This window comes from Thermoactinomyces daqus (assembly GCF_000763315.1).
Lineage (GTDB): Bacteria > Bacillota > Bacilli > Thermoactinomycetales > Thermoactinomycetaceae > Thermoactinomyces_A > Thermoactinomyces_A daqus.
Window position 1 is genome coordinate 47347 of record NZ_JPST01000008.1, and the last position, 23013, is coordinate 70359.

Here is a 23013-nt window from a genome sequence, read left to right on the forward strand (position 1 = left end):
CATGATGCCGGTTTTATGTCAGGGGAGAGCGGAAAAACGACGAGAAGACGATGGAAAAGAGGAATTCGTTTGCCTGAGGGGGAATTGGGAAAGAAATGCAGTAGAAGACGTTAAAACGAGAGGAAGGAGAATGGTCCTGATGGACAACATTCAGGAGAATTTTCTTACGCAGCTGGTGGAAAGGAACATGCCGGTCACATTGTTTTTAGTGAATGGATTTCAATACAGGGGAGTGATTCGGGATTTTGACAAATTCACCATTTCAATCGAAGCAGAGGGCAACCAATTTCTCATTTTCAAGAAGATGGTCAGTACGATCCAGACCCAGTCGCCTGTCATTGCAATGTAATATCTTCAATCTCTCGGATTATTCAAAATGCGAAGACCAGAAAGTAGGGGTAGTAGCAGGTCATACGATGCTCTCGCCGGCGAGAACGGGTTGTTGGACGGGGGGGGCAGCAAAGTTAAAAAAGTTACACCGATGGAAACAAGCCTTTAAGAATATTTGCTTAAGGGCTTTTTGTATAAAATTTTAATAAATTATTCTGCCATCGAATGAAAAATTTTATATAATTTGAAGGTAAATTCCATTAAATAGATTCTTTCTCTTTGCGAAAGAGGGAAATTTACGGAAAAGCAAGCGGGGATTTTTTGCTTTCCGTAAAGGGCTATGAGGAAGAGCGTGTTCAAATGGGTTGTGGTCATGCTCCTCATTTTTGCAGGGGCAGGACTGCTGGGACATGTCCCGGTTTATGCCGAGAGCGGGAGCTTCCAAGTCCCGGAAGTAAATGATCACTTTGACAAAGTGAAATCGGGCCCTGCACCGGCACCGTCCAAAGCAGTCACCGAGGCAAAAAACGAGAATCACAGCTTTTGGAAAGAGATGAAGGATGGTGTTTCCAGTCTCTGGTCCAAAACGAAACAGAAAGTTTCGGCTGCCTGGCAGAAAACGAAAGAAGGTTTTGCCGAAGCCTGGGACTGGATTGCCAAGGTATGTGACCAGTTTGCGCGCGGCGTGGTCGACGGGCTGTCCGCCGCCTGGGACTAGGTTTGGAAATACAAAGGGTACATATTGTTTACCGCCGTCATCATCGTCGGTGTGGTTTTGTGCTTTATTGCACCACCACTCGGTGCATCGGTTCTGGGGGGCGCGATAACTTCATTTGGGATCAGTGTTTTGCTCAATGGCGGGAAAATCGACCAGTCCACCTTTTTGGAAGGCGGCATCGGCGGAGTGCTCGGGCTGTGCGGCATGGGCTTCTCCGCAGCGTTGGAGCGAGGTTTGGGCTGGCTTGGAGTGAAAATGCTTCCCTACTTGAGCCGGTTTAAAACCGCGGGTGCATTGATGGAAAAAGGAAGCCGGTGGATCAGCCGCTTCCCGAAAGCCATGCAGAAGCTCTTCTCCCGGAAAATCGTGATCGGCGCCGGAGAAGGAGCAGGCACCACGATCGTTGATGACTGGCTGCACGGGCGAAAGTTCAGCTTCAAACGCGTGCTGGCCGGAGCTTTGACCGGGGGATTGTTGGTCGGTGGCTATCACTTGATGGAACCGGTGATCCAACCGGCCGTTCAGATGGTCAAAGCGTCCGTCCAGAAACAGACAGGGCCGGTCTTGGCGAAACTGGAAAAGTATCTGGCCAGGTCCGCTGATCCTTGCTTCGGCTACCAGCCCATGCCCAAGTATTTTGCCGCTGCGGAAGGGCCGCTCCATTGTTTCCGTCCCGGCAGCGGCCCGAAAGATGTGATCTCCTACAGTGACCAACTCGACCCGCACGGCTGGGCCAGCCCCACACAAAAAATCACTCCGGAACTGCTGGCCAAGCAGACTCAGGGCTTATCCACCGAAGCGGAAAAATCACGGAAAAAGCTAATAGAAGAGATTATTGAATTAGTTGGGACTGAAAATAAGGATAAAGCGACTAAACAGTTAACTGCGAAAGGGTATAGTAAAAATAAAGCAAATAGTATTGTTAAGTTTCGAGATTCTCTTTTAGACGGAGGCAAAAATTTCGCCACGGCCAAAGTGGAAATCGCGGGAATTTCGGAACATGAGCTGAAGGCTTATTCCGGGAAAAACATTCCTATTTTTGAAGAGGGATGGGTAAAGGAAGTCCCGAGAGATAAGTTTAAGTTTGACTATGTGAAAGCAAAAGAGGGGCAAGAAGAGGTATACCCAATGGATTATCAACCTGATGAAAATGAGAATATCGGACATGGGCGCCAGTATGACTCCGAACCAAAAATACTGGAATATATATCCAGTAAACTAGGGAACAGTCCGGGGAAAGAGGGAGACCGGCTCATCCTGTTTACCGAACGGAGGACGTGTCCCGGTTGTCAAGGGAAAAATCGAAAATTAATTAAGGCAGATAATCAGGTCGGAGAGTATGATGGATCCATTGACCAATTCAGTAAGCTTCACCCTAAGATCGAAGTGATTGTTTATGATGGAGAAGGAAGAAGGTTGATCCTGAAAGGCGGAAAAGTTGTGACCCCGAAGAAACAGGAGGGATAAGATGTTTCGACCGGAAGACTATGAACAATACCAGTGGTACATGTATTGCCTGGATGCAGATGAGGAATTAATCAAAGGATTTGCAGAGGCGATGGAGATCCGGATTTCCGGGGAAGAGTTAAAGGATTACGGTGATGCTTGGTATAACCGAAGAGAAAAGGATCTGTTCTATCTGTTTCGAAATGAGGAAAAAGACCGGAATGCCGTGATCGCGGTGTATTTTTATGCCGGAGTCGGAGATGAAAATGATTATTGCCATGTAGTGGTGCGTTGCCGGAAAGAAGATGCGCCCAAGGTGCAGCAAGCATTCCGTAGATTTGTGGAAACAGCGGAAGATCTTTATGAAGACTATAACATGGATTTTGTAAACTATGTGAATGATCCTTATAAAAATTGGTTAAGGCCCTATGCAGAAAAATATAATCTGGACATCGATGTACCGGAAAAACCACCGGAAAAGAAGTATTGCCCGGAGGAGTATCAGCAGTACCAGTTTGAATTGCGTACCGTTGATTTACAACCGGAATTGATCAAAGAAATCGCAGAAGCGATGAGAATTCGCTATGGAGAGGGGGACATAAAGCTACATCAGGATAGCTTGGATCGATTACAATATAATCAAACAAGCTTTTATCTTCTTCGAAATAGATACGTCAATCCCCATGCAGTCATTCATGTTGAATTTTATCGGAAGGAAGGCCGGCCAAAGGAGTTTTATGCCAAGCTGACGATCCGCTGTCAAAATGAAGATGCAGAGAAGATCCGGCAGATCATCCAAGAGTACTTTTGGAAGCAGGGGATTGTGAAAAAATATCGCCGGGAACCGGATTTTACGAATTATATTGATCATCCAAAGCAAAATTGGCTAAAAAAGGCCATAGAGAAATATCAGCTTGACGTCGAAGGTATAGAGTTAAAGGCATAGTCGGAGAAGCTGCAGCCCGGCTTTTTACAAGGAAGGGGCTCAGATGTTTCGAGTGAAGGCCTGAAGCCCCCTGACAGCTGTCTTGTCTTATTCATTCCGTTTCAAAAATGGTTCAGGAAGGATTGCCCTTTTGGCTTTGACGGATTTTATCGACTTCGGTATAAAACAGGCTCTCCCGAACGAAAAAGAGGGAGAGCCTGAAATTTGCCGGCGATGAACGGACGCGTTACTGATGATCAAGACCGACCAGATCGCTGATGCTGGACACTTGATCCCGATTCATCAGTTCGAGCAGTTCCTGATTAATCCATTTGGCGATGGAAGGCCCGCGGTAGATCATGCCGGTATAAACCTGGATGAGATTGGCCCCGGCACGGATTTTGTCATAGGCGTCCTGACCGGTAAAGATCCCGCCGACTCCGATGATCGGCACCCGGCCCCGGGTGATTTTGTAAATTCGGCGAATCATAGCCGTGGAGCGGTTGACGAGCGGACGGCCGCTGAGCCCGCCTGTTTCTTTCTGCAAAGGAGAGGACAAACCTTCGCGGGAAATGGTGGTATTGGTGGCAATGATACCGTCAATTCCTTTTTCAAGGGCGATGGTGACAATCTCTTCCACTTCTTCGTTCTCTAAATCCGGGGCAATTTTTAAGAGGATTGGCCGTTTTTGTTCATATTTTTTCGCCAGTTCATCGCGCTTTTCCAGGATGGCGGCCAACAGGCTGTTTAACGAGGCGGCATGTTGGAGATCGCGCAATCCCTTGGTGTTGGGAGAACTGATATTGATCACGAAATAATCGCCGCAGGAATAAAGTTCATTTAATCCTTTCCGGTAATCCTCGGCAGCCTCGTCATTGGGTGTGTCCTTGTTTTTGCCCAAATTGATGCCGATCGGAATGGAGGGGCGGGGCAGGCGGGTAAATGATGCCTTGGCTGCTTCCGCCCCATCGTTGTTAAAGCCCATACGGTTGATCACCGCTTGGTCGGGAAGAAGCCGAAAGAGGCGTGGTTTGGGGTTTCCGCTTTGCGGCTGTGGAGTGAGTGTTCCCACTTCTACATAACCAAAGCCAAGAGCGGCCAAACCCGGGTATACGTTGGCGTGTTTGTCAAACCCGGCTGCCAGTCCGACGGGGTTTGGAAATGAAAGTCCCCAGTAAGTGGTGTGAAGGCGCGGGTCGTTCACGGTCATTTGCCTTTGAAACGAGTTTTTTATCCATGGATTTGCCTGCATCCATTTGAGCGAGCGGATCGTCCATTCGTGAGCCTGTTCCGGGTCCATCTGAAACAGTAAACGGCGTAAGGAGCGATAGATCATGGACTGAACTTCCTTTCCAAAACCCTGATTTTCCGAAACGTAGCATACCACAATCGGGGACAAAAACAAAGCCGGCCGGTACGGACCGGCCAGCTTTTCAAGTGCAGACATGGGATGGATATTTGCAAGGGATGAAAAGCATGCAAAGGTTTATGTTTGATAGCGTGTAAATAAACTCGCTGTATAAGATTCCTCTTTACCGACGTAAGTGGTTAAGAAGGAAGAGGCGCTTCCCACCCAGACTTCGGCGATCGCTTTCCCCTGTTCGCTCTCCAGAACTTGTTGCAATGCATCCGAGCTGGCGAAGTAGATTTCGCACATCAGGAAATAGTCATTGTATTCGTTAATATCACTTGGAGATGACGGGGAGGGGACGAGGTGTGTGATATCGACTTTGATAATCCCGGGAATCTTCAGCGCTTGGGGAATAATGTTATTGGTGAGATGGTTTATAAATTCTTCTTCTTTCTCTGTCTTTTTGTATAGCCCGATCACCTTGTACATGCAAAAACTCCTCTCCAGAAAACATTCATGTCTCGTCAAATGCAACCCAATATGGATTGAGGAATGCAACAAAAAACGAATAAAAAGAAGAATAAAAGATAATTGCTTAATGGAGACTAATAATTTAATTTTAATATTTTTGGTGTAGAAAAAAATGAATCTTTTCAAGATCATTTTATTTATTTTTCTGCAAGCAACCTTTTTTTTATAGACGAAGAATGGATGTAAGTAGTTGCGGAATAATTATTTTAAATATAAATGTTTGCAAAACGATATAGAAGGGTAACAGGGGTTTTATAGAGTGAAACAATTTAAGTATGGAAGTTATTTCAAAATAGAATCAAGAAGTTTATTTTGAAATAACTTCCATCGGCAAAAGGAGGTTTTTGTAATTCGTTTCCTTTGGATATCCGGTATTTCTTTTTTGCTGATGGCGTTTTTGGGTTTGACCGCTTGTGCCGGTCCTGGACCAAAAGGGCAGATTACCCTGGAAAAAGGCACATTCTCATTTGCTATGAGCGGATTGTACAAGCCGTTTAACTATCGTGATTTTAAAAATGGGGGCCGGGTGACCGGTTTTGATGTGGAAATCGGAAAGGCGCTGGCCAAAGAGATGGGATTGAAGCCGAAGCCCGTGACCACTCCCTGGGAGACGATCATTGCCGGCTTGCAGGCGCAAAAGTATGATGCGATCATCGGGAGCATGGCGATTACGGATGAGCGGAAGAAGGCCGTTGACTTTACCGACCCGTATTACCGTTCAGGGGCGCAGATTTTCGTGAAAAAGGGGAACCGCAGCATTACATCGGCCGCAGACCTGAAAGGGAAAAAAATCGGTGTGGTCAAGGCGAGTACGTTTAAAGATGTTGCTGCAAAATATTCCCCGGATATTGTGGAGTATACCAGCGATATTACCGCCTTGCAGGATTTGCCGACCGATCGGATTGATGCCGTGATTACGGATCAGGCAGTCGGCCTGTATGCCATGAACAAGATGCGATTTCCGATTCAGGATGTCGGTAAGCCGCTGACCACGGATAACATGGCGATTGCGGTTCGCAAAGGTAATGACCGGTTAAGGGAGAAGATGAACCGGGCTCTGCAAAAGATCATTGCCAACGGAACTTATGAACGAATCAGCCAAAAATATTTTAATCGGAATATTTTGACAAACGAACAAGAGGAGGGAGCCCGCTGATGATAACGTTACTGGAGATTTTCCAAACCACTTTTGACGAGTTTATGCAGGCGGCTTGGCAGACCGTGCAGCTCACTTTTTGGTCACTGCTGCTGGCGACGGCGATCGGTTTGTTTTTCGCTTTTTGCCGCCTGTCGGGGAATCCTGTTCTCAAGGGAATGGCTCTTCTTTACATCGCGATTATTCGCGGGACACCGCTGATTGTACAAATTGTCACCCTTTATTTTGGCCTGGCGGAATTCGTGGTACTGGATTCCTTTACGGCGGGGGTGATCGCTTTGGCTGTCCATGCCGGAGCCTATATCGCCGAGATTTTCCGCGGGGCGATTCAATCGATTGAAAATGGCCAGATGGAAGCGGCGCGCTCCCTGGGGATGTCTTATTGGCTGGCGATGCGCCGGATCATCCTGCCGCAGGCGTTTCGCCGTTCGATTCCTGCTTTGGGCAATCAGTTTATTATTGGGCTGAAAGATTCTTCACTGGTTGCTTACATCGGCGGAACAGAACTGTGGGCGAGCGGATTGGGGGCAGCTGCGGACAACTTCAGACAGTTTCCAACCTATTTGGTTAACGGGCTTTATTATCTTGCGCTCATTCTCATCTTCACCTTTATGCTGAGATGGCTGGAAAAACGGCTTAATGTCGAACAAAGGAGTGTCAGGGCTTGATTCAACTGAAGGCGGTCAGCAAGTGGTACGGGCAGCTGCAAGTATTGAAAGAGATTGATCTTCAGGTAAACGAAGGGGAAGTGGTGGTGCTGATCGGGGCCAGCGGTTCAGGAAAAAGCACCCTGCTTCGCTGCATGAACTTTCTGGAACAGTCCGATTCCGGGGAAATTTACCTCTTCGGGGAAAAGGTCGACCCAAAAGAAAGCGATTTAAATTGGATTCGTCAGGAGGTGGGGATGGTCTTCCAACACTTTCACTTGTTCCCCCATAAAAATGTGTTGGAAAACATCATGGAAGCTCCGGTTTATGTGAAGAAAAAGAAGAAAAAAGAAGCGAAAGAAATGGCGTGGAAATTGCTGTGCAAGGTGGGGTTGGAGGACAAGGCAAATGTGTATCCCGGCTCCCTGTCCGGCGGTCAGAAGCAGAGGGTGGCCATCGCCCGGGCTTTGGCCATGGAACCGAAAGCCATGTTGTTTGATGAACCTACTTCGGCTCTTGATCCGGAGTTGGTCGGGGAAGTGCTGTCGGTGATGAAGGAACTGGCCAAAGAGGGGATGACGATGGTGATCGTGACACATGAAATGGGATTTGCCCGTGAGGTGGCCGATCAGGTCGTCTTCCTGGATGAAGGCCGGATTGTGGAGACAGGAACGCCGGAGAAAATATTTGAGCATCCGAGCGAAGAGCGAACAAGTCAGTTTTTGAGTCAAGTGCTGGGATAAAAAACAAAGGCCATAAGCACTCATCCGGCGAGGGTGAGTGCTTTTTTATGTAAATGGTCGGATTCAGCGGGCCAAAAAACCGATTAAAAAGCAGACCAGTCCCAGAATGATAGGCTCCAGTGAGGTTGCTTTTCCTTTTAATATGAGAATGAAGCCGAGCAATTCGAGGACGACCCCAGCTGTGAAAAACAAGAAAGCCAACATCGCCATAATGTGCGTCCTCTCCTTTCCACAAGCGTTGAATCGGAAACATCAGGTTCAGTCACAAAAAGTCAATCATCCGGGCAGTGGATAAACTTCAGCGGAAGGGGGCTTCTCTGCAACGACTTTTTCAGGAGCGGAAAGTGAAGAAAACCACCAAACCCCGCATCCTCCTGCTCCGGGAGACTTTGGCCATAAGCTTAAAATAAATATATTTATATATTCGTAACAAAGCGCCATTTTTTGTCCACTTCTTTTAAATTATGGCCGGGCGGTGCGGAGATGTGAATGAAAAACGGGCTTAGGGTAGATTAAGATAGGAAAGCAGGGGTGCGGAAGAGCAAAAATGGATTCCGATAAAAGGAGAACAGCATGCCTGATGTGCGATAAGAGGAGAGAGTCAGATGAAGATTTTTTTTGCAACACAAAATACGGGGAAATTGGCAGAAGCGAGGGAAATTTTATCTCCATTCGGCTTTGAAGTGGAAAGCATCGACCTTCCGCTGGACGAACCGGATGCAGGAACGGTGACAGAAGTGGCCCGCATCAAATTGGAGCAAGCGGCCGTTAGCGGATCCGGTCCCATTATGGTGGATGATGCGGGACTGTATTTGGCCGCTTATCCCGGATTCCCCGGGGTCCTGACCAAACGCGTGTTTGAGAGAATCGGCTATCGCGGGATCGCGAAGCTGCTGGCAGGGGAAGACCGGAGGGCCTGGTTTGAAGGTGCAGTCGGGGTAAGCTGGCGAGGGAAACAGAAGGTATTCACCGGGAAGACGAGGGGCGTCATTTTGGAGGAGTGGCCGGAGAGGATCAAACCGGAGCCGGGGTTCCCGTTTGATCCCATTTTTCTTCCCGATGGTGCGACAAAGGTATTAAAAGATATGACATCAGCGGAACGAATGCATTATTCGTATCGGCGGAAGGCGTTGGAAAAGATGGTGAACTGGCTGAAAGAGACCGAACAGGTGGACTGATTTTCCAACTAAAAGCCAGACAAAACCGGCAATAAATTTTTTACGGGAAAAGCCTCCTAGCCAAAGTGCCGCAAGCGTGTTATACTATGAAACAATTGATCCTTTAGCGTATTAGCAAACTAAAGCAAAACGGATGAAGGGGAGCCAGAATGACCAAGCCGCTTATTTTTGAAAAACCGACTGGTTTTCGTGATTTTCCGCCGCCACTGGCTGCAAGGAAACGCATGATGGAAGAATTGATCCAAACCGAGTTTGCCAAATGGGGCTATGCGGAAGTGGGGACGCCGACCCTGGAATTTTATGAGACGGTTGGCCAAGCGAGCGCCATCGCTGAATCACGCATGTTCAAATGCATGGATCGGGAAGGGAACACCCTTGTGTTGCGGCCGGACCAAACCGCCCCGATCGCCAGGGTGGTTACTTCCCTGTTGAAACACGAACCGCTTCCGCTGCGTTTGTGTTACCATGCCAATGTTTTTCGTGCGCAGGAAAATGAAGCTGGCCGCAATTCCGAATTTTTTCAGTCCGGGGTTGAGTTGGTCGGGGAAGCGGGGGCGGAGGCAGATGCCGAAGTGATTGCGCTCTCTGTCAAGGTCTTGACCGCTTGCCGGGTCGATTCCTTTCAAATCGCGCTGGGTCATGTCGGGCTGTTGGAAGGGTTCCTGCGTGAGCGCATTGAGGATGATGAAGCGCTCACCCGGCTGAAAGAGCAGCTGGGAGCGCGAAATTTGGTCGAATTTCGCAAGCAGCTTGGGGAAATCGGGTTGAAGGAGTCTCAACGGATTGAGATTGAAACGTTGGTTCAGGCAGGAACGACGCTGGATCAGATCAAACGTTTAACGAGCGGAAGCCGGAGTCTTGCCGTTCAGGAAGCGGGACAGCATCTGGAAGAGTTGTTTGAATATCTGGATGCTTATGGATGCGCCGGAGCGGTGACCCTTGATCTCGGGCTGGTGGGCAGCCTTGATTACTACACCGGTGTTTACTTTGAAGGATATGCTGCCGGCCAGGGATTCCCGTTGCTCAGCGGGGGACGGTATGACGGGTTGTATCGTCATTTCCGCCGTTTTTTGCCGGCGACCGGTTTTGCGGTACAACTTGACCATTTGCTTGCCGCACGCCCGCTCCGTCCCGAACCTCGGGAAACGATCGGCTTGTTTTATCAGGCAGACCGGAAAAAAGAAGCTCTGTCCCAGGCCCGTCAGTTGCGGGAGGAAGGATATGCGGTGGCGACCCATCTGCTTGCGGAAGAGGACGGGCTGCCCGAGATTGCAAAGCGCTATGACAGGGTTGTGACCTTGCCGGAAGGAAAGGGGGAAGGCGGATGCTGACCATTGCCATGGCCAAAGGGCGCATTTTAAAGGAAGCCCTCGAATTGTTCAGCAGGGCGGGGATTCCCGTCTCTGATTCTCTGAACGAGGATTCGCGAAAGCTGGTGATTACCATGCCGGAAGCGGGCTTCTCCCTCTTTCTGGCCAAGCCGATGGATGTGCCGACTTATGTGGAGTATGGTGTGGCCGATTTGGGCATTGTGGGGAAAGATGTACTGTTGGAGCAGGAACGCGACGTGTATGAACTGCTCGATTTGCGCATCAGTCCCTGCCGGATGGCCGTGGCGGGGAAGCCGGACTGGAGACCGGGACTTTACCCGCGGGTTGCCACGAAATACCCCCGCATCGCCGAGAAATATTTTAAAGAAAAGGGGCAGCAAGTCGAGGTAATCCTGCTAAACGGTTCGGTTGAACTGGCACCCATCATCGGTTTGGCCGACCGGATTGTCGACATTGTGTCCACCGGCCAAACTTTGCGGGAAAACGGGCTGGTTGAGCTTGAACCGATTTGCACGGTCACGTCCAGGATGATTGCTAACCGGGCCAGTTACCGATTGAAAAGTGAACCCATTTCGGCTTTGATGAACGCTTTAAGCAAGGTGATTGGGGAGTGTGTCAGGCGATGATCTCGATCATAAAGAAAGAGCAACTGGATACCAGGCGGAAGAATGACCAGGATACCGAGCGGGAGAGGCGCATTGTCCAAAGCATTATCAAACAGATCAGACAAGAAGGGGATGCCGCGCTGTTTCGGCTGACGAAAGAATTGGACAAAGCCGATCTTGTGACGCTCAAGGTGAGCGAAGAAGAGATCGACGAGGCGATGGGGAAAGTGGAACCCGCTTTTCTCGAAGCGCTTCATGAAGCTGCCCGGCGCATTTCAGCCTACCATGAAAAACAAAAGCAGAATTCCTGGTTCTCACCCGAACCGGACGGGACGATTTTAGGCCAGCTGATCCGGCCGCTTGAACGGGTCGGTGTTTATGTGCCGGGGGGAAAGGCCGCTTACCCTTCCTCCGTGCTGATGAATGTTTTGCCGGCAAAAGTGGCGGGGGTGCCGGAACGGGTGATGGTGACGCCTCCTCTGCCCGATGGCACGGTTTATGCTCCGACCCTGGCAGCCGCGCGGATCGCCGGGGTGACGTCGATATACAAAGTTGGCGGAGCGCAGGCGGTGGCTGCGTTGGCCTACGGAACGGAAAGCATTCCGCCGGTTGACAAAATTGTCGGCCCTGGCAACGTGTATGTTGCCTTGGCGAAACAGGCTGTTTACGGGCAGGTTGATATTGACAGCATCGCCGGGCCGAGTGAAATAGTCGTAATTGCGGATGATTCGGCCAATCCCGTGTATGTCGCTGCCGATCTCCTTTCGCAGGCGGAGCATGATCCGATGGCTTCCGCTGTTTTGATCACGCCTTCTCCCGATTTGGCGGAAAAAGTGGCAAAGGAAGTGGAGCTGCAATGTAACCGGCTGGAACGGCGCGAGATTGCGGCGGAATCGATCCGGCGGCACGGAGCGATTTGCGTGGTTGACGACCTTGCAGAGGCCTTTGCCGCAGCCAATCAATTGGCCCCTGAGCATCTCGAGCTTGCCATCGAAGAACCGTGGCAGTGGCTGGGGAAAGTAAAACATGCCGGAGCCGTCTTTTTGGGGAACTTCAGTCCGGAGCCGATCGGCGACTATTTCGCCGGGCCCAACAATGTCCTGCCCACGAATGGAACTGCCCGCTTCTTTTCCCCGCTCGGTGTGGATCAATTTGTGAAAAAGACGAGCCTGATCTCCTACAGCAGGGAGGCGCTGTGCCGGGACGGGAAAAAAGTGATGACGCTGGCCCGGGCAGAAGGTTTGACGGCCCATGCTGCCTCCATCCGGGTGCGTCTGGATCATGCGAAGGAAGGGGAGCAAAAAGGTGGAAGCAAAAGAGCGAATCGGTAGCATTGAACGAAAAACCGGTGAAACGGAGATTTCCCTGACGTTGAACGTGGATGGATCGGGACGGACGGAACTGCGGACAGGCGTTCCGTTTTTGGAGCATATGCTTGATTTGTTTGCCAAGCATGGCCAGTTTGATTTGAGCGTCAAAGCGAAAGGCGATCATGAAATCGATGACCACCATACGGTTGAGGATATTGCCATCTGCTTGGGTCAGGCGCTTCGCCGCGCTTTGGGGGATAAACGGGGCATCCGGCGCTATGGAAACTTTTTTGTCCCGATGGATGAGTCGCTGGCGCAAGTGGCACTTGATCTCTCCAATCGTCCCCATCTGGAATTCCGGGTGGATCTTCCCGGTGGCAAGGTGGGGCAGTTTGACACGGAACTGGTTCATGAATTTTTCTGGAAGCTGGCCCTGGAGGCGCGGATGACGTTGCACGTGATTCTTCATTACGGCCGCAATACCCACCATATGATTGAAGCTTGTTTCAAGGCGTTGGGCAGAGCGCTGGATGAAGCCACATCGCTTGATCCGCGCGTGCAGGGGATTCCCTCGTCAAAGGGGGTGCTGTGATGCTGGCTGTCATCGACTATGGAATGGGAAATTTGCACAGCGTTTCCATGGCGCTGAAGCGGATGAATGTCCCGTTTCGGGTTACCTCTGACCATGAGGAAATCAAGCAGTCGGGCGGGATCATTTTGCCGGGTGTCGGGGCGTTTGGGGATGCCATGCGCGAATTGGAGGAACGCGGGCTGGTTTCCGTCATCAAACAGGAAGCAAACCAGGGGAAACCACTGCTCGGGATTTGCCTCGGGATGCAACTGTTATTTTCCAGCAGTGATGAACATGGGTATTATCAGGGGCTGAACCTGTTGCCCGGCCATGTCGTCCGGTTTTCCGGAGATTATCTGATTCCCCATATGGGATGGAACTGGCTGTCGATCAAGCATCCCCACCCTCTCTTTTACGGTTTGGAAGAGGATTATGTCTACTTTGTCCATTCTTACCATGTGCAGGCGAGGAATGCGGAGGACGTGATTGCCACCACGGATTATTATCAGCCGGTAACGGCGGTCGTCGCGCGGAACAATATTTACGGCATGCAGTTTCATCCTGAGAAGAGCGGAGAGCTGGGCAGGAAATTGCTGGAGCGATTTGTGCTCTTAACAGAGACGAAGGTGGGAGTGTAACATGAACTTTCAATTATACCCTGCCATTGATATTCGCGGTGGCAGATGCGTGCGGCTGACACAAGGAGATTACGACAGGGAAACGGTGTACGGGGAAGATCCGCTGCAGGTGGCGCAAACCTGGATCAGGCAGGGAGCGGAGTGGCTGCATGTGGTCGATCTGGATGCGGCCCGTTCCGGAGAATCGGCCAACTACCGATTGATTGAAGAATTAACCCGGTTGGTTGAAGTTCCCGTTCAAGTGGGAGGCGGAGTGCGCGATCACAAGCGCCTGGAACGCTTGCTCGAAGCGGGGGTGAGCCGTGTGGTCATCGGCTCGGCTGCTCTGGATGACCCGGCTTTTGTGAAAGAGGCGCTGAAATCACATGGCCGCCGGATTGCGATCGGCATTGATGCCCGCAATGGCAAAGTGGCCACCCACGGCTGGTTGGATACTTCGGAAGTGTCCGCTGAGGAGCTGGCTGCGGAGATGGTGCAGTTGGGGGCGGAAACGTTTGTTTTTACCGATATTTCCCGTGATGGCACGCTGTCAGGTGCCAATGTGCAAGCGGTCCGCGATTTGGCCCGCGCGTGTAAAAAACAGGTGATCGCTTCGGGTGGAGTCAAATCAATTGACGATTTGAAGGAATTGGCAAAGGCAGAAAGGGAAGGAGTTCAAGGGGCGATCATCGGAAAAGCGCTGTACACCGGCGCGATCAGGCTCGGGGAGGCGATGCGTGAAGTGGCCGGGGTGAGGAATCAATGATTACCAAACGAATTATCCCTTGTCTGGACGTAAAAGACGGGCGCGTGGTGAAAGGTGTTTCCTTCGTCAACCTGCGCGATGCCGGCGATCCGGTGGAGCTTGCGGCCGAATATGATCGCCAGCGGGCCGATGAGCTGGTTTTTCTCGATATTTCAGCTTCCCATGAAGGGCGTAAGACGATGCGCGATGTTGTGAGAAGGGCGGCAGGGGAGCTGAGCATTCCTTTCACCGTCGGCGGCGGGATCGGGAGTGTGGAGGACATGTTTGAGATTCTGCGCGCAGGTGCGGATAAGGTTTCCATCAATACCTCGGCAATCTTAAATCCCGAACTGATTGAAGAAGGAGCAAGGAGATTTGGCAGCCAGTGTATCGTGGTGGCGATCGATGCCAAATACGATCCGGATGCCGGGGATTGGTTTGTCTATACGCACGGAGGGCGAAACCACACCGGCAAACGGGCTTTGGACTGGGCAAAAGAGGCGGTGGATCGGGGAGCGGGCGAGATTTTGCTCACCAGCATGGATCAGGACGGTCAGAAAAACGGCTTTGATCTGCCGCTGACCCGGGAAATTTCCCGGGAAATAAACATTCCCGTCATCGCTTCGGGCGGTGCCGGAAATGAGCAGCATTTTGCCGAAGTATTTGAGCAAACTGCTGCCTCAGCCGCATTGGCTGCCTCTATTTTTCATTTTGGAGAAGTTTCGATTGCCAGCGTGAAAGAGCACCTGCGAGCTAAAGGAGTGGAAGTGCGTTGAATGTCACCTTTGACCCCGCAAAAGTAAAATTTGATGAAAACGCCCTTGTTCCGGCGATTATCCAGGATGCAGTCAGCAAAGAAGTGCTCACCCTAGCCTATATGAATCAAGAAGCGCTTTCTCTCACGATCAGCAAAGAAGAAACATGGTTATACAGCCGTTCCCGCAGAAAACTTTGGCATAAAGGGGAAACGTCCGGGAATGTGCAGAAGGTTACGGCTATCCATTATGATTGCGACGGCGATGCGATTCTGGTGCAAGTTATTCCCATGGGGCCCGCTTGCCATCGGGGAACCTACAGCTGTTTTGACAAGGCAGTTACGGCTGCACCTGACCGCTTCTCCGTGATCAACTGGTTGGAATCGGTCGTGGCCCGCCGCGAGGCTGAGCGCCCGGAAGGTTCCTACACCACTTACCTGTTTACAAAAGGGCTGGATAAAATATTGAAAAAGGTGGGAGAAGAGTCGGCCGAAGTGATCATCGCCGCCAAAAACCGCTCGGCGGATGAGTTGCGCCATGAAACGGCGGACTTGCTTTATCATCTGCTCGTCCTGCTCCGGGAGCAAAAACTGCCGTTGGACGAGGTTTTGCGTGAACTGGAAGAACGCAATGTGAAAAACGGCAAATCACACGGGGAGAACTGAATCAGATGCCACTTTGTTCAAGAGATCGTCAGGATTGGCGATCTTTTTTTCATTTTGCTTTTTCCCATTCCCCATTTACTTAGGTTATAATATGGATAAAATAGTATCTCAAAGTTTTTAAGCGAAAGAGAAGTTCATCATTAAAACGGACCGCACCACAGCTCGGAAACGTGTTGCTGGGTGAGGGGGATTCAAGATGAAAAAGACTCAGGTTGGCATAAATAATAAAAATGAAAAAATTGTTCGTTTGCGGATGGATGCGGGATTTTTCTTTGAACGCGCCGTTCGCTCGCTTGACCGCCACCGATATGATAAAGCGGTGAAATATTTTCGTCTGGCAATGGAACTCGAGCCTGACAATCCTGTCAACTACTGCAATCTGGCGGGGATCTTGTCGGAATTGGGGCGCTTCGAGGAGTCAAACGAAGTACTGGGGAAAGTGTTGGATGAAGTTGATCCGGGATTGTACGAATGTCTCTTTTACATGGCGAATAATGCGGCCAATATGGGAGACTTGGAGCTGGCCGAAGATTACCTGCTCGAATATTTGACCATGGATCCAAGCGGAGAGTATGCGGAAGAAGCGGAAGACATGCTGTACATGTTGGCCGAAGAGATGGGACGTCCGCCGAAAGAAGTGGTTCCGGCCGGGCTCCCTCCGTACATGATGAAGCATGAAGAAGCAAGGGCCTACTTGGAGGAAGGGCGCTTTCTGCAAGCGATCAGGCTCTTGCGGGAAATCATCGAGGAGCATCCGGAATTTCTGGCGGCCCGCAACAATCTGGCTTTGGCCTACTACTATACAGGGGAATTGCAGGAAGCGATGAACCTGATTGAACAGGTACTTAAAATCGATCCCAACAATTTGCATGCCCTGTGCAATCTGGCTGTTCTCAGCCATCATACCGGCGAGACGGAAAAAAACGAGGGCATTATTGAGATGCTCAAAAAACTGGTCCCGTTTCATCAGGAACATACTTACAAATTGGCGACTACACTCGGGATTTTGGGCGAACATCACGTCGCTTACGAGCTGTTCGTGCGCCTAATCAAGCTGGATGGAGTGCATGAACCGAGCCTTTATCACTATGCGGCCGTGGCGGCATGGAACTCCGGCCGTTATGAGCGCGCCCGGTATTTCTGGAAAAAAGCGGCGGCCATTCATTCTGAGTCCGAGGTTCCTGTTTTCTACCTGGAGCATATGGATGAGTGGCTGCAAATGGAAGAGATTCCAAAGGTGTACTATCACTATCAGCTGCCGTTTGAAGAGCAGTTCCTGCGCTTTGAATCCGGCAATGACAGCAGCGAGTTATTGCAGCAGATCAAAACAAATCCGCTAATCCGCTCCTCTTTTTTCTGGGCGCTCGGCCGAGGAGACCGTGAGACCAAATTGCATGTATTGCGTCTGCTCGGCTGGATTGCGGATGACGAGGTCAGAAGTTTGTTGAAATCGTTTATTGAACAGGATGAAGACCAAGATCTGCGGGAAGTGGCTTTATTTCTCCTGCGCCAGATCGAGGCAGCCACTTCGGGGCGCAAGAATGAAAAGGAGCCGGCCGAGCGGGGGAAATGGCAGGAAGTGCTCCATTGCTGTCTGGAGAACATACCCGGGCGCTCCCGCCAGTTGCAAGAGGCGATTGAACGCTTGTGGGCAGCATGGATGACCCACTCTCCCGAGCAGGTGACTACTGTGCGCAAAGTGGAGGGGTGGGCGGCTGCTCTTGAATACCTGGCGGCCAAATACCATGGCTTTGCCCTGACGCAAAAAGAAGTGGCGGAAAAATATCAGGTTTCGCTGTCGACGGTTTCCCGCCATGCGAAAATCTTGGAACCGATGGCGAAAAAGTGTTTTTCCTAAAAGGAGGCAAACGTCCTGATGAAAAAACTGGATAAAGATCGTTTTGATTCGTTTATCAATACAGGAAATAAGGTTGTCGAGTTCAGCGCCGACTGGTGTGTCGATTGCAAACGGGTGGCTCCCGACATGCCCGGCATCGCTGCCAAGTTTGCCAGCCAATTTGAATTTGGCGAGCTGGATGTCGATGAATCGCGCACGATCGCCGAAGAATATAATGTAAAAGGAATTCCCACTTTTATCGTATTTAAAGACGGGAAAGAAGTGGGACGCCTGCCGAGTCGTTACGCGAAGACAAAAGAGCAGATTGAAGCTTTCTTGGAGGAATACAGCGAAACGAAAGAATAAGCCTTGATCGGGTGAAGGGGCGGGCTGCTGGCTGATCGAAGCCGGCAGTCCTTTCTTTTTTGTGGAAGAGCCATCAAATGTCAGAGCTTGGGGGCATGCCTTCCCCCCTCCGGGATGTACCGAAAGGACAGGAATCTGTTCTTAGGCATTGTATGCGTCTGATGCGCATGATATGCTTAGTTTCAGAAATGAAAACGGAGACATCAAAGGTTGAGGTGCAGCTATGAGAAAATATTATATCGGGATTGATGTAGGCGGTACCAGCATGAAAATGGGCCTGATGTCGGAATCCGGAGAAGTTTTGGCAGAGGCGGAACATCTGACGCAGAAAGAGGATGGCCCGGACGGCGTGATTGCGCGCATGGTGGAGGACGCGAAGCAACTGGCGGATGGTGCAGGGATCTCTTGGAATCAAATCGGCGGTGTCGGTGTCGGGCTGCCCGGATTTTTGGATATTCCAAACGGGGTTGTGAAATATTTAACAAATCTCGGTTGGCGAAATGTGCCGATTAAGGAGAAACTGGAACAGGCCTGGCAAGTTCCGGTCTCCATCGACAATGATGCCAATGTTGCGGCATTGGGAGAAGCATGGCAGGGCGCCGGTAAAGGCGTGGACGATCTCGTCTGCATTACCCTGGGAACCGGAGTCGGCGGAGGGGTGATTGCGGAAGGGCATCTGCTTCATGGCATGAACGGTTTTGCCGGTGAAGTGGGCCACATTCAGGTGGATCGTGAGGGGGTTCGGTGCAACTGCGGGCAAATCGGTTGCCTGGAAACGGTTGCTTCCGCCACTGCGCTGGTACGCATGGCCCGGGAAGCGATCGATCAGGGAAGGGAAACGGTTTTAACGGCAGAGTCCCTTTCCGCGCGTGAAATCTTCTCCGCCTGTGCGAAAGGCGATCCGGTGGCTTCCGAAATCGTGGCGAAGGCGATCGATGCGCTGGCCCGCACTTTGGCCGTTTTATCCCTGGTGCTTAATCCGTCCCGCTTTATCATCGGCGGAGGAGTTGCAAAAGCGGGCGATGTGCTCTTAAACCCGCTCAGGGAAGCATATGAAAAAGAGGCGCAGGACAACGTGAAACAGGGGGTCGAGATTGTTCTGGCGAAGCTGGGGAACCGGGCCGGATTCATCGGAGCGGCCGGACTTTTAGCACGCGGGCGCAAATAAGGTATAATATAAAAAATGGATTTGAGGTGATGGCATGGAAAAAGCAAAAGAACTCACATTAGTCGTCATCACTGGAATGTCCGGAGCTGGAAAAACAGTTGCGATGCAAAGCCTTGAAGACCATGGATTTTTTTGTGTCGATAACCTTCCGCCCATCCTGCTTCCCAAGTTTGCCGAACTGCTTGAGGAGTCCAATGGCAAATATCGCAAAGTCGCCCTGGTCATCGACTTGAGGGGCCAGGAATTTTTTGCTTCTCTTTTTGAATCGCTTGATCAATTGGAGAAACGGCATGACATTCACTATCAGATTCTGTATCTGGATGCTGATGACCAGACCCTGGTGCGCCGGTATAAGGAAACCAGACGCAGGCATCCGCTTTCTCCTGATGGGACTCCCCTTGACGGGATCATGCAAGAGCGCAAATTGCTTGAGGAGATTAAAGGACGGGCTAACCATATCATTGATACGGGCATGATGAAACCTGCCCAGCTGAAAGAGAAAATAGCCACGTTGTTTGCCCGGCGGGATGATGCCGGGATGGCGGTTACGTTTCAATCGTTTGGCTTTAAACACGGGATTCCGATCGATGCTGATTTGGTCTTCGATGTTCGTTTTCTGCCCAACCCGCACTATGTTGACTCGCTTCGTCCACAAACAGGCAAAGATCAGGATGTCGCTGAATATGTGATGAAATGGGCGGAAACGAAACAGTTCCTCGATAAATTGGTTGACATGTTGCGGTTCTTGATTCCGCAGTATGTCCGTGAGGGAAAAGCGCAACTTGTGATCGGGATCGGCTGCACGGGCGGCAAGCACCGATCGGTGGCGATTGCTGAGTACCTTTATGGCGAATTCAAGGATTATGAACGTTGTCGTGTGGCACATCGAGACATCAGGAAAGGCGGATAACATTGGCAACGAAAAAAAGATTGAAAGAAAACCGGGACAGGAAACCGCGGATTGTCTGCATTGGTGGCGGGACAGGATTGTCCGTCATCCTGCGCGGATTGAAAAAATTGCCGATCGAGATTACGGCGATTGTGACCGTTGCTGATGACGGCGGCAGTTCAGGCCGGTTGCGCAATGATTTGCAAATGCCGCCGCCCGGGGATATTCGCAATGTGCTGATTGCTCTGGCGGATACCGAACCGCTGTTGGAGCGGGTACTCCAGTATCGTTTTACCAGCGGGGAAGGCTTGGCCGGGCATACGCTCGGGAATTTGATGATCGCAGCGATGAAAGAGATTACGGGCGATTTCACCCACGCCGTTCAAGAGATGAGCCGCGTTTTGGCTGTCCGCGGACGGGTGCTTCCGGCCAGCGAGCAAGATGTTGTCCTGATGGCTGAAATGACCGACGGCTCCATCATTAAAGGCGAATCGCAAATCCCGCAAACCGGGAAAAGAATTAAACGCGTTTTTCTCAATCCCCCGGAACCGAGGCCGCTGGAAGAGGCGATTCGGGCGATCCAGGAAGCAGACGCGATCGTAATCGGTCCGGGCAGCCTTTATACCAGCATTTTGCCCAATTTGCTGGTCAAGGGGATGAGCGAGACGATTTACGCTGCCAACGCCTGCCGGATTTTCGTTTGCAATGTGATGACCCAGCCCGGAGAGACCGATCATTTTACGGCGAGTGATCATATCAAAGCGATTTATGATCATGTGGAAAAGCCGTTGTTTGATGTCGCCATCATCAATAACGAGGTTCCGCCCCCTACCATTCAGGAAAAATACGCGGAAAAAGGGCAAAAGATGGTTCTTCCTGATATTGACCGGATTCAGGAGATGGGTTGCCGCGTGATCGCGGATAACCTGTTGCTATATCGTTCTGTTGTGCGTCACGATGCTGAGCGGATCAGCAGCCATATCGAAAGGCTGATTGACGAGCGCATGCAGAAACGGCATAGCGGGTAAAGAAGGGGATGCCAAATGTCGTTTACCTCAAACATAAAAAAAGAGTTGACCCAACTTGACGCAAAACCTTGCTGCAAACGGGCCATTCTGTCCGCGTTGGTGCGAATGAACGGAGCGGTGCAGCTGCAGAAAAAGGCATTTATGCTGGATATTACGACTGAGAATCCCTCAACGGCCCGATATATTTTTTCGTTGATAAAAACCCTTTATCAGATCCAGCCGGAGGTGCTGGTGCGCCGAAAAGTGCGCTTGAAAAAGAACAATGTTTACATGATCCGCTTATCCCGGCAGGCAGGAGAAGTATTATACAACCTGGGCATTTTTAAACGGGGGACATGGGAGCAGACAGAGGGGATTTCGCCCGCGATCCTGCAAAAGCCTTGTTGCAAACGGGCATACTTGCGCGGGGCTTTTTTGGCCGCAGGATCGGTGAATAATCCGGACAGTGCTTCCTATCATCTGGAAATTGTCTCGACTTATGATGATCATAGCGAAGCATTGTGCAAACTGATGAATGAATTTCATTTGCATGCGAAAATCATTGAGCGTAAAAAAGGGTTTGTGGTGTACATTAAAGAAGGAGATAAAATCGGGGAATTTTTGAATATTATCGGGGCTCATCCTTCCCTGCTGAAATTTGAAGATGCGCGTATTATGAAAGATATGCGTAACTCCGTCAATCGTCTGGTCAATTGTGAAACGGCGAACCTGAATAAAACGATCCAGGCAGCCATGCGCCAAATCGAAAATATTCATCTGATCGATCGGGAGATCGGCTTGGATCAGCTGCCCGCCCGCTTGAGAGAGGTGGCGGAAACCAGGCTGAAATACCCGGAAATGAATTTGGCGGAGTTGGGGCAGGTACTGCCGAGCGGAAAAGTGAGCAAATCTGCCATTAATCACCGCTTGCGCAAATTGGACGAGATGGCCCGGAAATTGCGGCAATCGTCAAATGGTTAGGTTAGGAGGATTTCTATGGTAGAAAAAAAAGTCATCGTTGAATTGGAAACAGGATTACACGCGCGCCCGGCAGCGTTGTTTGTGCAGGAAGCAAACAAATTTACTTCCGAAATTTTTGTTGTAAAAGGAACGAAAAAAGTGAATGCCAAAAGCATTATGGGCATTATGAGTCTGGCCGTGTCCCGGGGTGCGGAGATTACCATTGTGGCAGATGGCTCGGATGAAGAAGCAGCTGTGAATAAATTGGCGGAGATCGTAAGCAAACCGGAATAATGTAGTGCATCAGGCGGCGGCATCCCCATGCAAAAAAAGATGGGGTTGGTCCGCCGCTGTCTTCTTCAGGGCGGAAAATCGTATCAAACGTGTCACAATTTAGGCGGAACTTGATCCCGATTATTTTATAAGATAAAAGAAAAGGTATGGAACAGGGAAACTGATGAGCATTCCGTTTGGAGGAAAAAATGGATACGTTCCTTTACCCTTTGATTACGATTTTGTATCTCGTGTTGTTTGTGTGGAGTTTTCGTTTTTTTCGTGAATCCTCGTTTTGGGGAACATCCTGGATTTTATTCCTGATTTTGACGTTCATTTACGATCATGCGGTACTGTCGGTGGGCAACCTTTTCGGTGAAGGGGATTTGCTGGAGATGCTCAGCTTGTTTCGCTATTTGTTCGATGTCTTGTTAACGCCCACTCTTGTTTTTGTCTCCCTGGATATTTTGCGCCGGATTCAGGTCGAATGGTCGGAATATTTAATTGTTCAGGTCTTTACACATTTGTATACGTTTTTGTTGACAGTGCTCGGGATTTTTACCAATATATTATGGATTAACTTGGAGCCGGTCAGAATCCATGGGGTGATCCAGTATTTTCCCTCGAAAAATTATTTTCCGTACTCCACCATCCTGGCGCTTCTGCCGCTGGTGGTTGCAGCTTTTTTCTTGTGGCGGCGGTTGCGCTGGCCCGTTTTGCTCGCAGGGATTGTTATCGCAGTTGTGGGTGTCGGTTTTGCCTGTGCGGTGGATAACCCGGCGATTGGCTCGGTTTTTGAACTCGTCTTAATGTGGAGTTTGGTGATGACAGAGTTGCTGTTGAAGTCGGATGATTACGGACCGGGCAAGTCGGTTCTGAGATAAGCGGG

27 protein-coding genes are annotated in these 23013 nt (G+C 50.4%); 24 read left to right on the top strand and 3 right to left on the bottom strand.

The window, feature by feature from the left end:
- The first annotated feature begins 139 nt into the window (after positions 1 to 139).
- The 4 genes from hfq (at position 140) to JG50_RS0103990 (ending at position 3440) form a co-directional block, all read left to right on the top strand.
- Positions 140 to 349, top strand: a complete 210-nt coding sequence (hfq, locus tag JG50_RS0103975) for an RNA chaperone Hfq (protein ID WP_033099821.1) — start codon at positions 140 to 142, stop codon at positions 347 to 349.
- Positions 350 to 682: 333 nt separating this feature from the next.
- On the top strand, positions 683 to 1048 hold the full coding sequence (locus JG50_RS0103980; protein WP_033099822.1) for a hypothetical protein: 366 nt from the start codon (positions 683 to 685) through the stop codon (positions 1046 to 1048).
- Positions 1049 to 1072: 24 nt separating this feature from the next.
- Positions 1073 to 2515, top strand: a complete 1443-nt coding sequence (locus tag JG50_RS0103985; protein WP_033099823.1) for a deaminase domain-containing protein — start codon at positions 1073 to 1075, stop codon at positions 2513 to 2515.
- A 1-nt stretch (position 2516) separates the two neighbouring features.
- Entirely contained in the window at positions 2517 to 3440 is a 924-nt protein-coding gene (locus tag JG50_RS0103990; protein ID WP_033099824.1) for a hypothetical protein, read from the top strand.
- Positions 3441 to 3666: 226 nt separating this feature from the next.
- On the opposite strand, the gene JG50_RS0103995 is transcribed toward JG50_RS0103990, so the two are convergent.
- Positions 3667 to 4752: a quinone-dependent dihydroorotate dehydrogenase gene (locus tag JG50_RS0103995; RefSeq protein ID WP_033099877.1), complete on the bottom strand. Its 1086-nt coding sequence runs from the start codon at positions 4750 to 4752 to the stop codon at positions 3667 to 3669.
- Positions 4753 to 4905: 153 nt separating this feature from the next.
- Positions 4906 to 5259, bottom strand: coding sequence for an EthD family reductase (locus JG50_RS0104000; protein WP_160173799.1), 354 nt, complete (start codon positions 5257 to 5259; stop codon positions 4906 to 4908).
- 430 nt (positions 5260 to 5689) lie between these two features.
- On the opposite strand from JG50_RS0104000, the gene JG50_RS0104005 reads away from it, so the two are divergent.
- From JG50_RS0104005 to JG50_RS0104015, 3 genes are read left to right on the top strand one after another with little or no spacing between them, the layout of a single operon-like run.
- Positions 5690 to 6457, top strand: coding sequence for an ABC transporter substrate-binding protein (locus JG50_RS0104005; RefSeq protein WP_052153989.1), 768 nt, complete (start codon positions 5690 to 5692; stop codon positions 6455 to 6457).
- Entirely contained in the window at positions 6457 to 7125 is a 669-nt protein-coding gene (locus JG50_RS0104010) for an amino acid ABC transporter permease (RefSeq protein WP_033099827.1), read from the top strand. Before JG50_RS0104005 ends, JG50_RS0104010 begins: the two co-directional genes overlap by 1 nt.
- Positions 7122 to 7847: an amino acid ABC transporter ATP-binding protein gene (locus JG50_RS0104015; RefSeq protein ID WP_033099828.1), complete on the top strand. Its 726-nt coding sequence runs from the start codon at positions 7122 to 7124 to the stop codon at positions 7845 to 7847. Before JG50_RS0104010 ends, JG50_RS0104015 begins: the two co-directional genes overlap by 4 nt.
- A 63-nt stretch (positions 7848 to 7910) precedes the next feature.
- Here the strand turns inward: JG50_RS0104015 and JG50_RS19940 are convergent, their stop codons facing one another.
- Entirely contained in the window at positions 7911 to 8057 is a 147-nt protein-coding gene (locus JG50_RS19940; RefSeq protein ID WP_160173800.1) for a hypothetical protein, read from the bottom strand.
- A 395-nt stretch (positions 8058 to 8452) separates the two neighbouring features.
- On the opposite strand from JG50_RS19940, the gene JG50_RS0104020 reads away from it, so the two are divergent.
- The 17 genes from JG50_RS0104020 to JG50_RS0104100 all read left to right on the top strand — a co-directional run bounded on the left by JG50_RS0104020 (position 8453) and on the right by JG50_RS0104100 (position 23008).
- Positions 8453 to 9025: a non-canonical purine NTP pyrophosphatase gene (locus JG50_RS0104020; protein WP_033099829.1), complete on the top strand. Its 573-nt coding sequence runs from the start codon at positions 8453 to 8455 to the stop codon at positions 9023 to 9025.
- 149 nt (positions 9026 to 9174) lie between these two features.
- A complete protein-coding gene (gene hisZ / locus JG50_RS0104025) occupies positions 9175 to 10356 on the top strand; it encodes an ATP phosphoribosyltransferase regulatory subunit (RefSeq protein ID WP_033099830.1) in 1182 nt (393 codons plus the stop codon).
- Positions 10350 to 10982, top strand: a complete 633-nt coding sequence (gene hisG, locus JG50_RS0104030) for an ATP phosphoribosyltransferase (RefSeq protein WP_033099831.1) — start codon at positions 10350 to 10352, stop codon at positions 10980 to 10982. The genes hisZ and hisG overlap by 7 nt, the downstream gene beginning before the upstream one ends.
- Positions 10982 to 12292 carry a histidinol dehydrogenase gene (gene hisD, locus JG50_RS0104035; RefSeq protein WP_033099878.1) on the top strand — a complete coding sequence of 437 codons (1311 nt, stop codon included), beginning with the start codon at positions 10982 to 10984 and terminating at the stop codon, positions 12290 to 12292. Before hisG ends, hisD begins: the two co-directional genes overlap by 1 nt.
- Positions 12267 to 12863 (top strand): imidazoleglycerol-phosphate dehydratase HisB, encoded by a 597-nt coding sequence (hisB, locus tag JG50_RS0104040; RefSeq protein WP_033099832.1) that lies wholly within the window; start codon positions 12267 to 12269, stop codon positions 12861 to 12863. Before hisD ends, hisB begins: the two co-directional genes overlap by 26 nt.
- A complete protein-coding gene (gene hisH / locus JG50_RS0104045; RefSeq protein ID WP_033099833.1) occupies positions 12863 to 13480 on the top strand; it encodes an imidazole glycerol phosphate synthase subunit HisH in 618 nt (205 codons plus the stop codon). Before hisB ends, hisH begins: the two co-directional genes overlap by 1 nt.
- A gap of 1 nt (position 13481) precedes the next feature.
- On the top strand, positions 13482 to 14225 hold the full coding sequence (hisA, locus tag JG50_RS0104050) for a 1-(5-phosphoribosyl)-5-[(5-phosphoribosylamino)methylideneamino]imidazole-4-carboxamide isomerase (protein WP_033099834.1): 744 nt from the start codon (positions 13482 to 13484) through the stop codon (positions 14223 to 14225).
- Positions 14222 to 14980 carry an imidazole glycerol phosphate synthase subunit HisF gene (hisF, locus tag JG50_RS0104055; protein WP_033099835.1) on the top strand — a complete coding sequence of 253 codons (759 nt, stop codon included), beginning with the start codon at positions 14222 to 14224 and terminating at the stop codon, positions 14978 to 14980. The genes hisA and hisF overlap by 4 nt, the downstream gene beginning before the upstream one ends.
- Positions 14977 to 15624 (top strand): bifunctional phosphoribosyl-AMP cyclohydrolase/phosphoribosyl-ATP diphosphatase HisIE, encoded by a 648-nt coding sequence (gene hisIE / locus JG50_RS0104060; RefSeq protein ID WP_033099836.1) that lies wholly within the window; start codon positions 14977 to 14979, stop codon positions 15622 to 15624. Before hisF ends, hisIE begins: the two co-directional genes overlap by 4 nt.
- 196 nt (positions 15625 to 15820) lie before the next feature.
- A complete protein-coding gene (locus JG50_RS0104065) occupies positions 15821 to 17482 on the top strand; it encodes a tetratricopeptide repeat protein (protein WP_052153983.1) in 1662 nt (553 codons plus the stop codon).
- An 18-nt stretch (positions 17483 to 17500) separates the two neighbouring features.
- Positions 17501 to 17827 (top strand): thioredoxin family protein, encoded by a 327-nt coding sequence (locus JG50_RS0104070; protein WP_033099837.1) that lies wholly within the window; start codon positions 17501 to 17503, stop codon positions 17825 to 17827.
- Positions 17828 to 18050: 223 nt separating this feature from the next.
- Positions 18051 to 18995, top strand: coding sequence for an ROK family glucokinase (locus JG50_RS0104075; protein ID WP_033099838.1), 945 nt, complete (start codon positions 18051 to 18053; stop codon positions 18993 to 18995).
- 34 nt (positions 18996 to 19029) lie between these two features.
- Positions 19030 to 19905 carry an RNase adapter RapZ gene (gene rapZ / locus JG50_RS0104080; RefSeq protein ID WP_033099839.1) on the top strand — a complete coding sequence of 292 codons (876 nt, stop codon included), beginning with the start codon at positions 19030 to 19032 and terminating at the stop codon, positions 19903 to 19905.
- Positions 19906 to 19925: 20 nt separating this feature from the next.
- Positions 19926 to 20912 carry a gluconeogenesis factor YvcK family protein gene (locus tag JG50_RS0104085; protein WP_033099880.1) on the top strand — a complete coding sequence of 329 codons (987 nt, stop codon included), beginning with the start codon at positions 19926 to 19928 and terminating at the stop codon, positions 20910 to 20912.
- A 15-nt stretch (positions 20913 to 20927) separates the two neighbouring features.
- Complete coding sequence (gene whiA, locus JG50_RS0104090) at positions 20928 to 21872, top strand: DNA-binding protein WhiA (RefSeq protein WP_033099840.1); 945 nt, start codon at positions 20928 to 20930, stop codon at positions 21870 to 21872.
- Between the two features lie 15 nt (positions 21873 to 21887).
- On the top strand, positions 21888 to 22145 hold the full coding sequence (locus tag JG50_RS0104095; RefSeq protein ID WP_033099841.1) for an HPr family phosphocarrier protein: 258 nt from the start codon (positions 21888 to 21890) through the stop codon (positions 22143 to 22145).
- Positions 22146 to 22333: 188 nt separating this feature from the next.
- On the top strand, positions 22334 to 23008 hold the full coding sequence (locus tag JG50_RS0104100) for a hypothetical protein (RefSeq protein ID WP_033099842.1): 675 nt from the start codon (positions 22334 to 22336) through the stop codon (positions 23006 to 23008).
- The last annotated feature ends 5 nt before the right edge of the window (positions 23009 to 23013 follow it).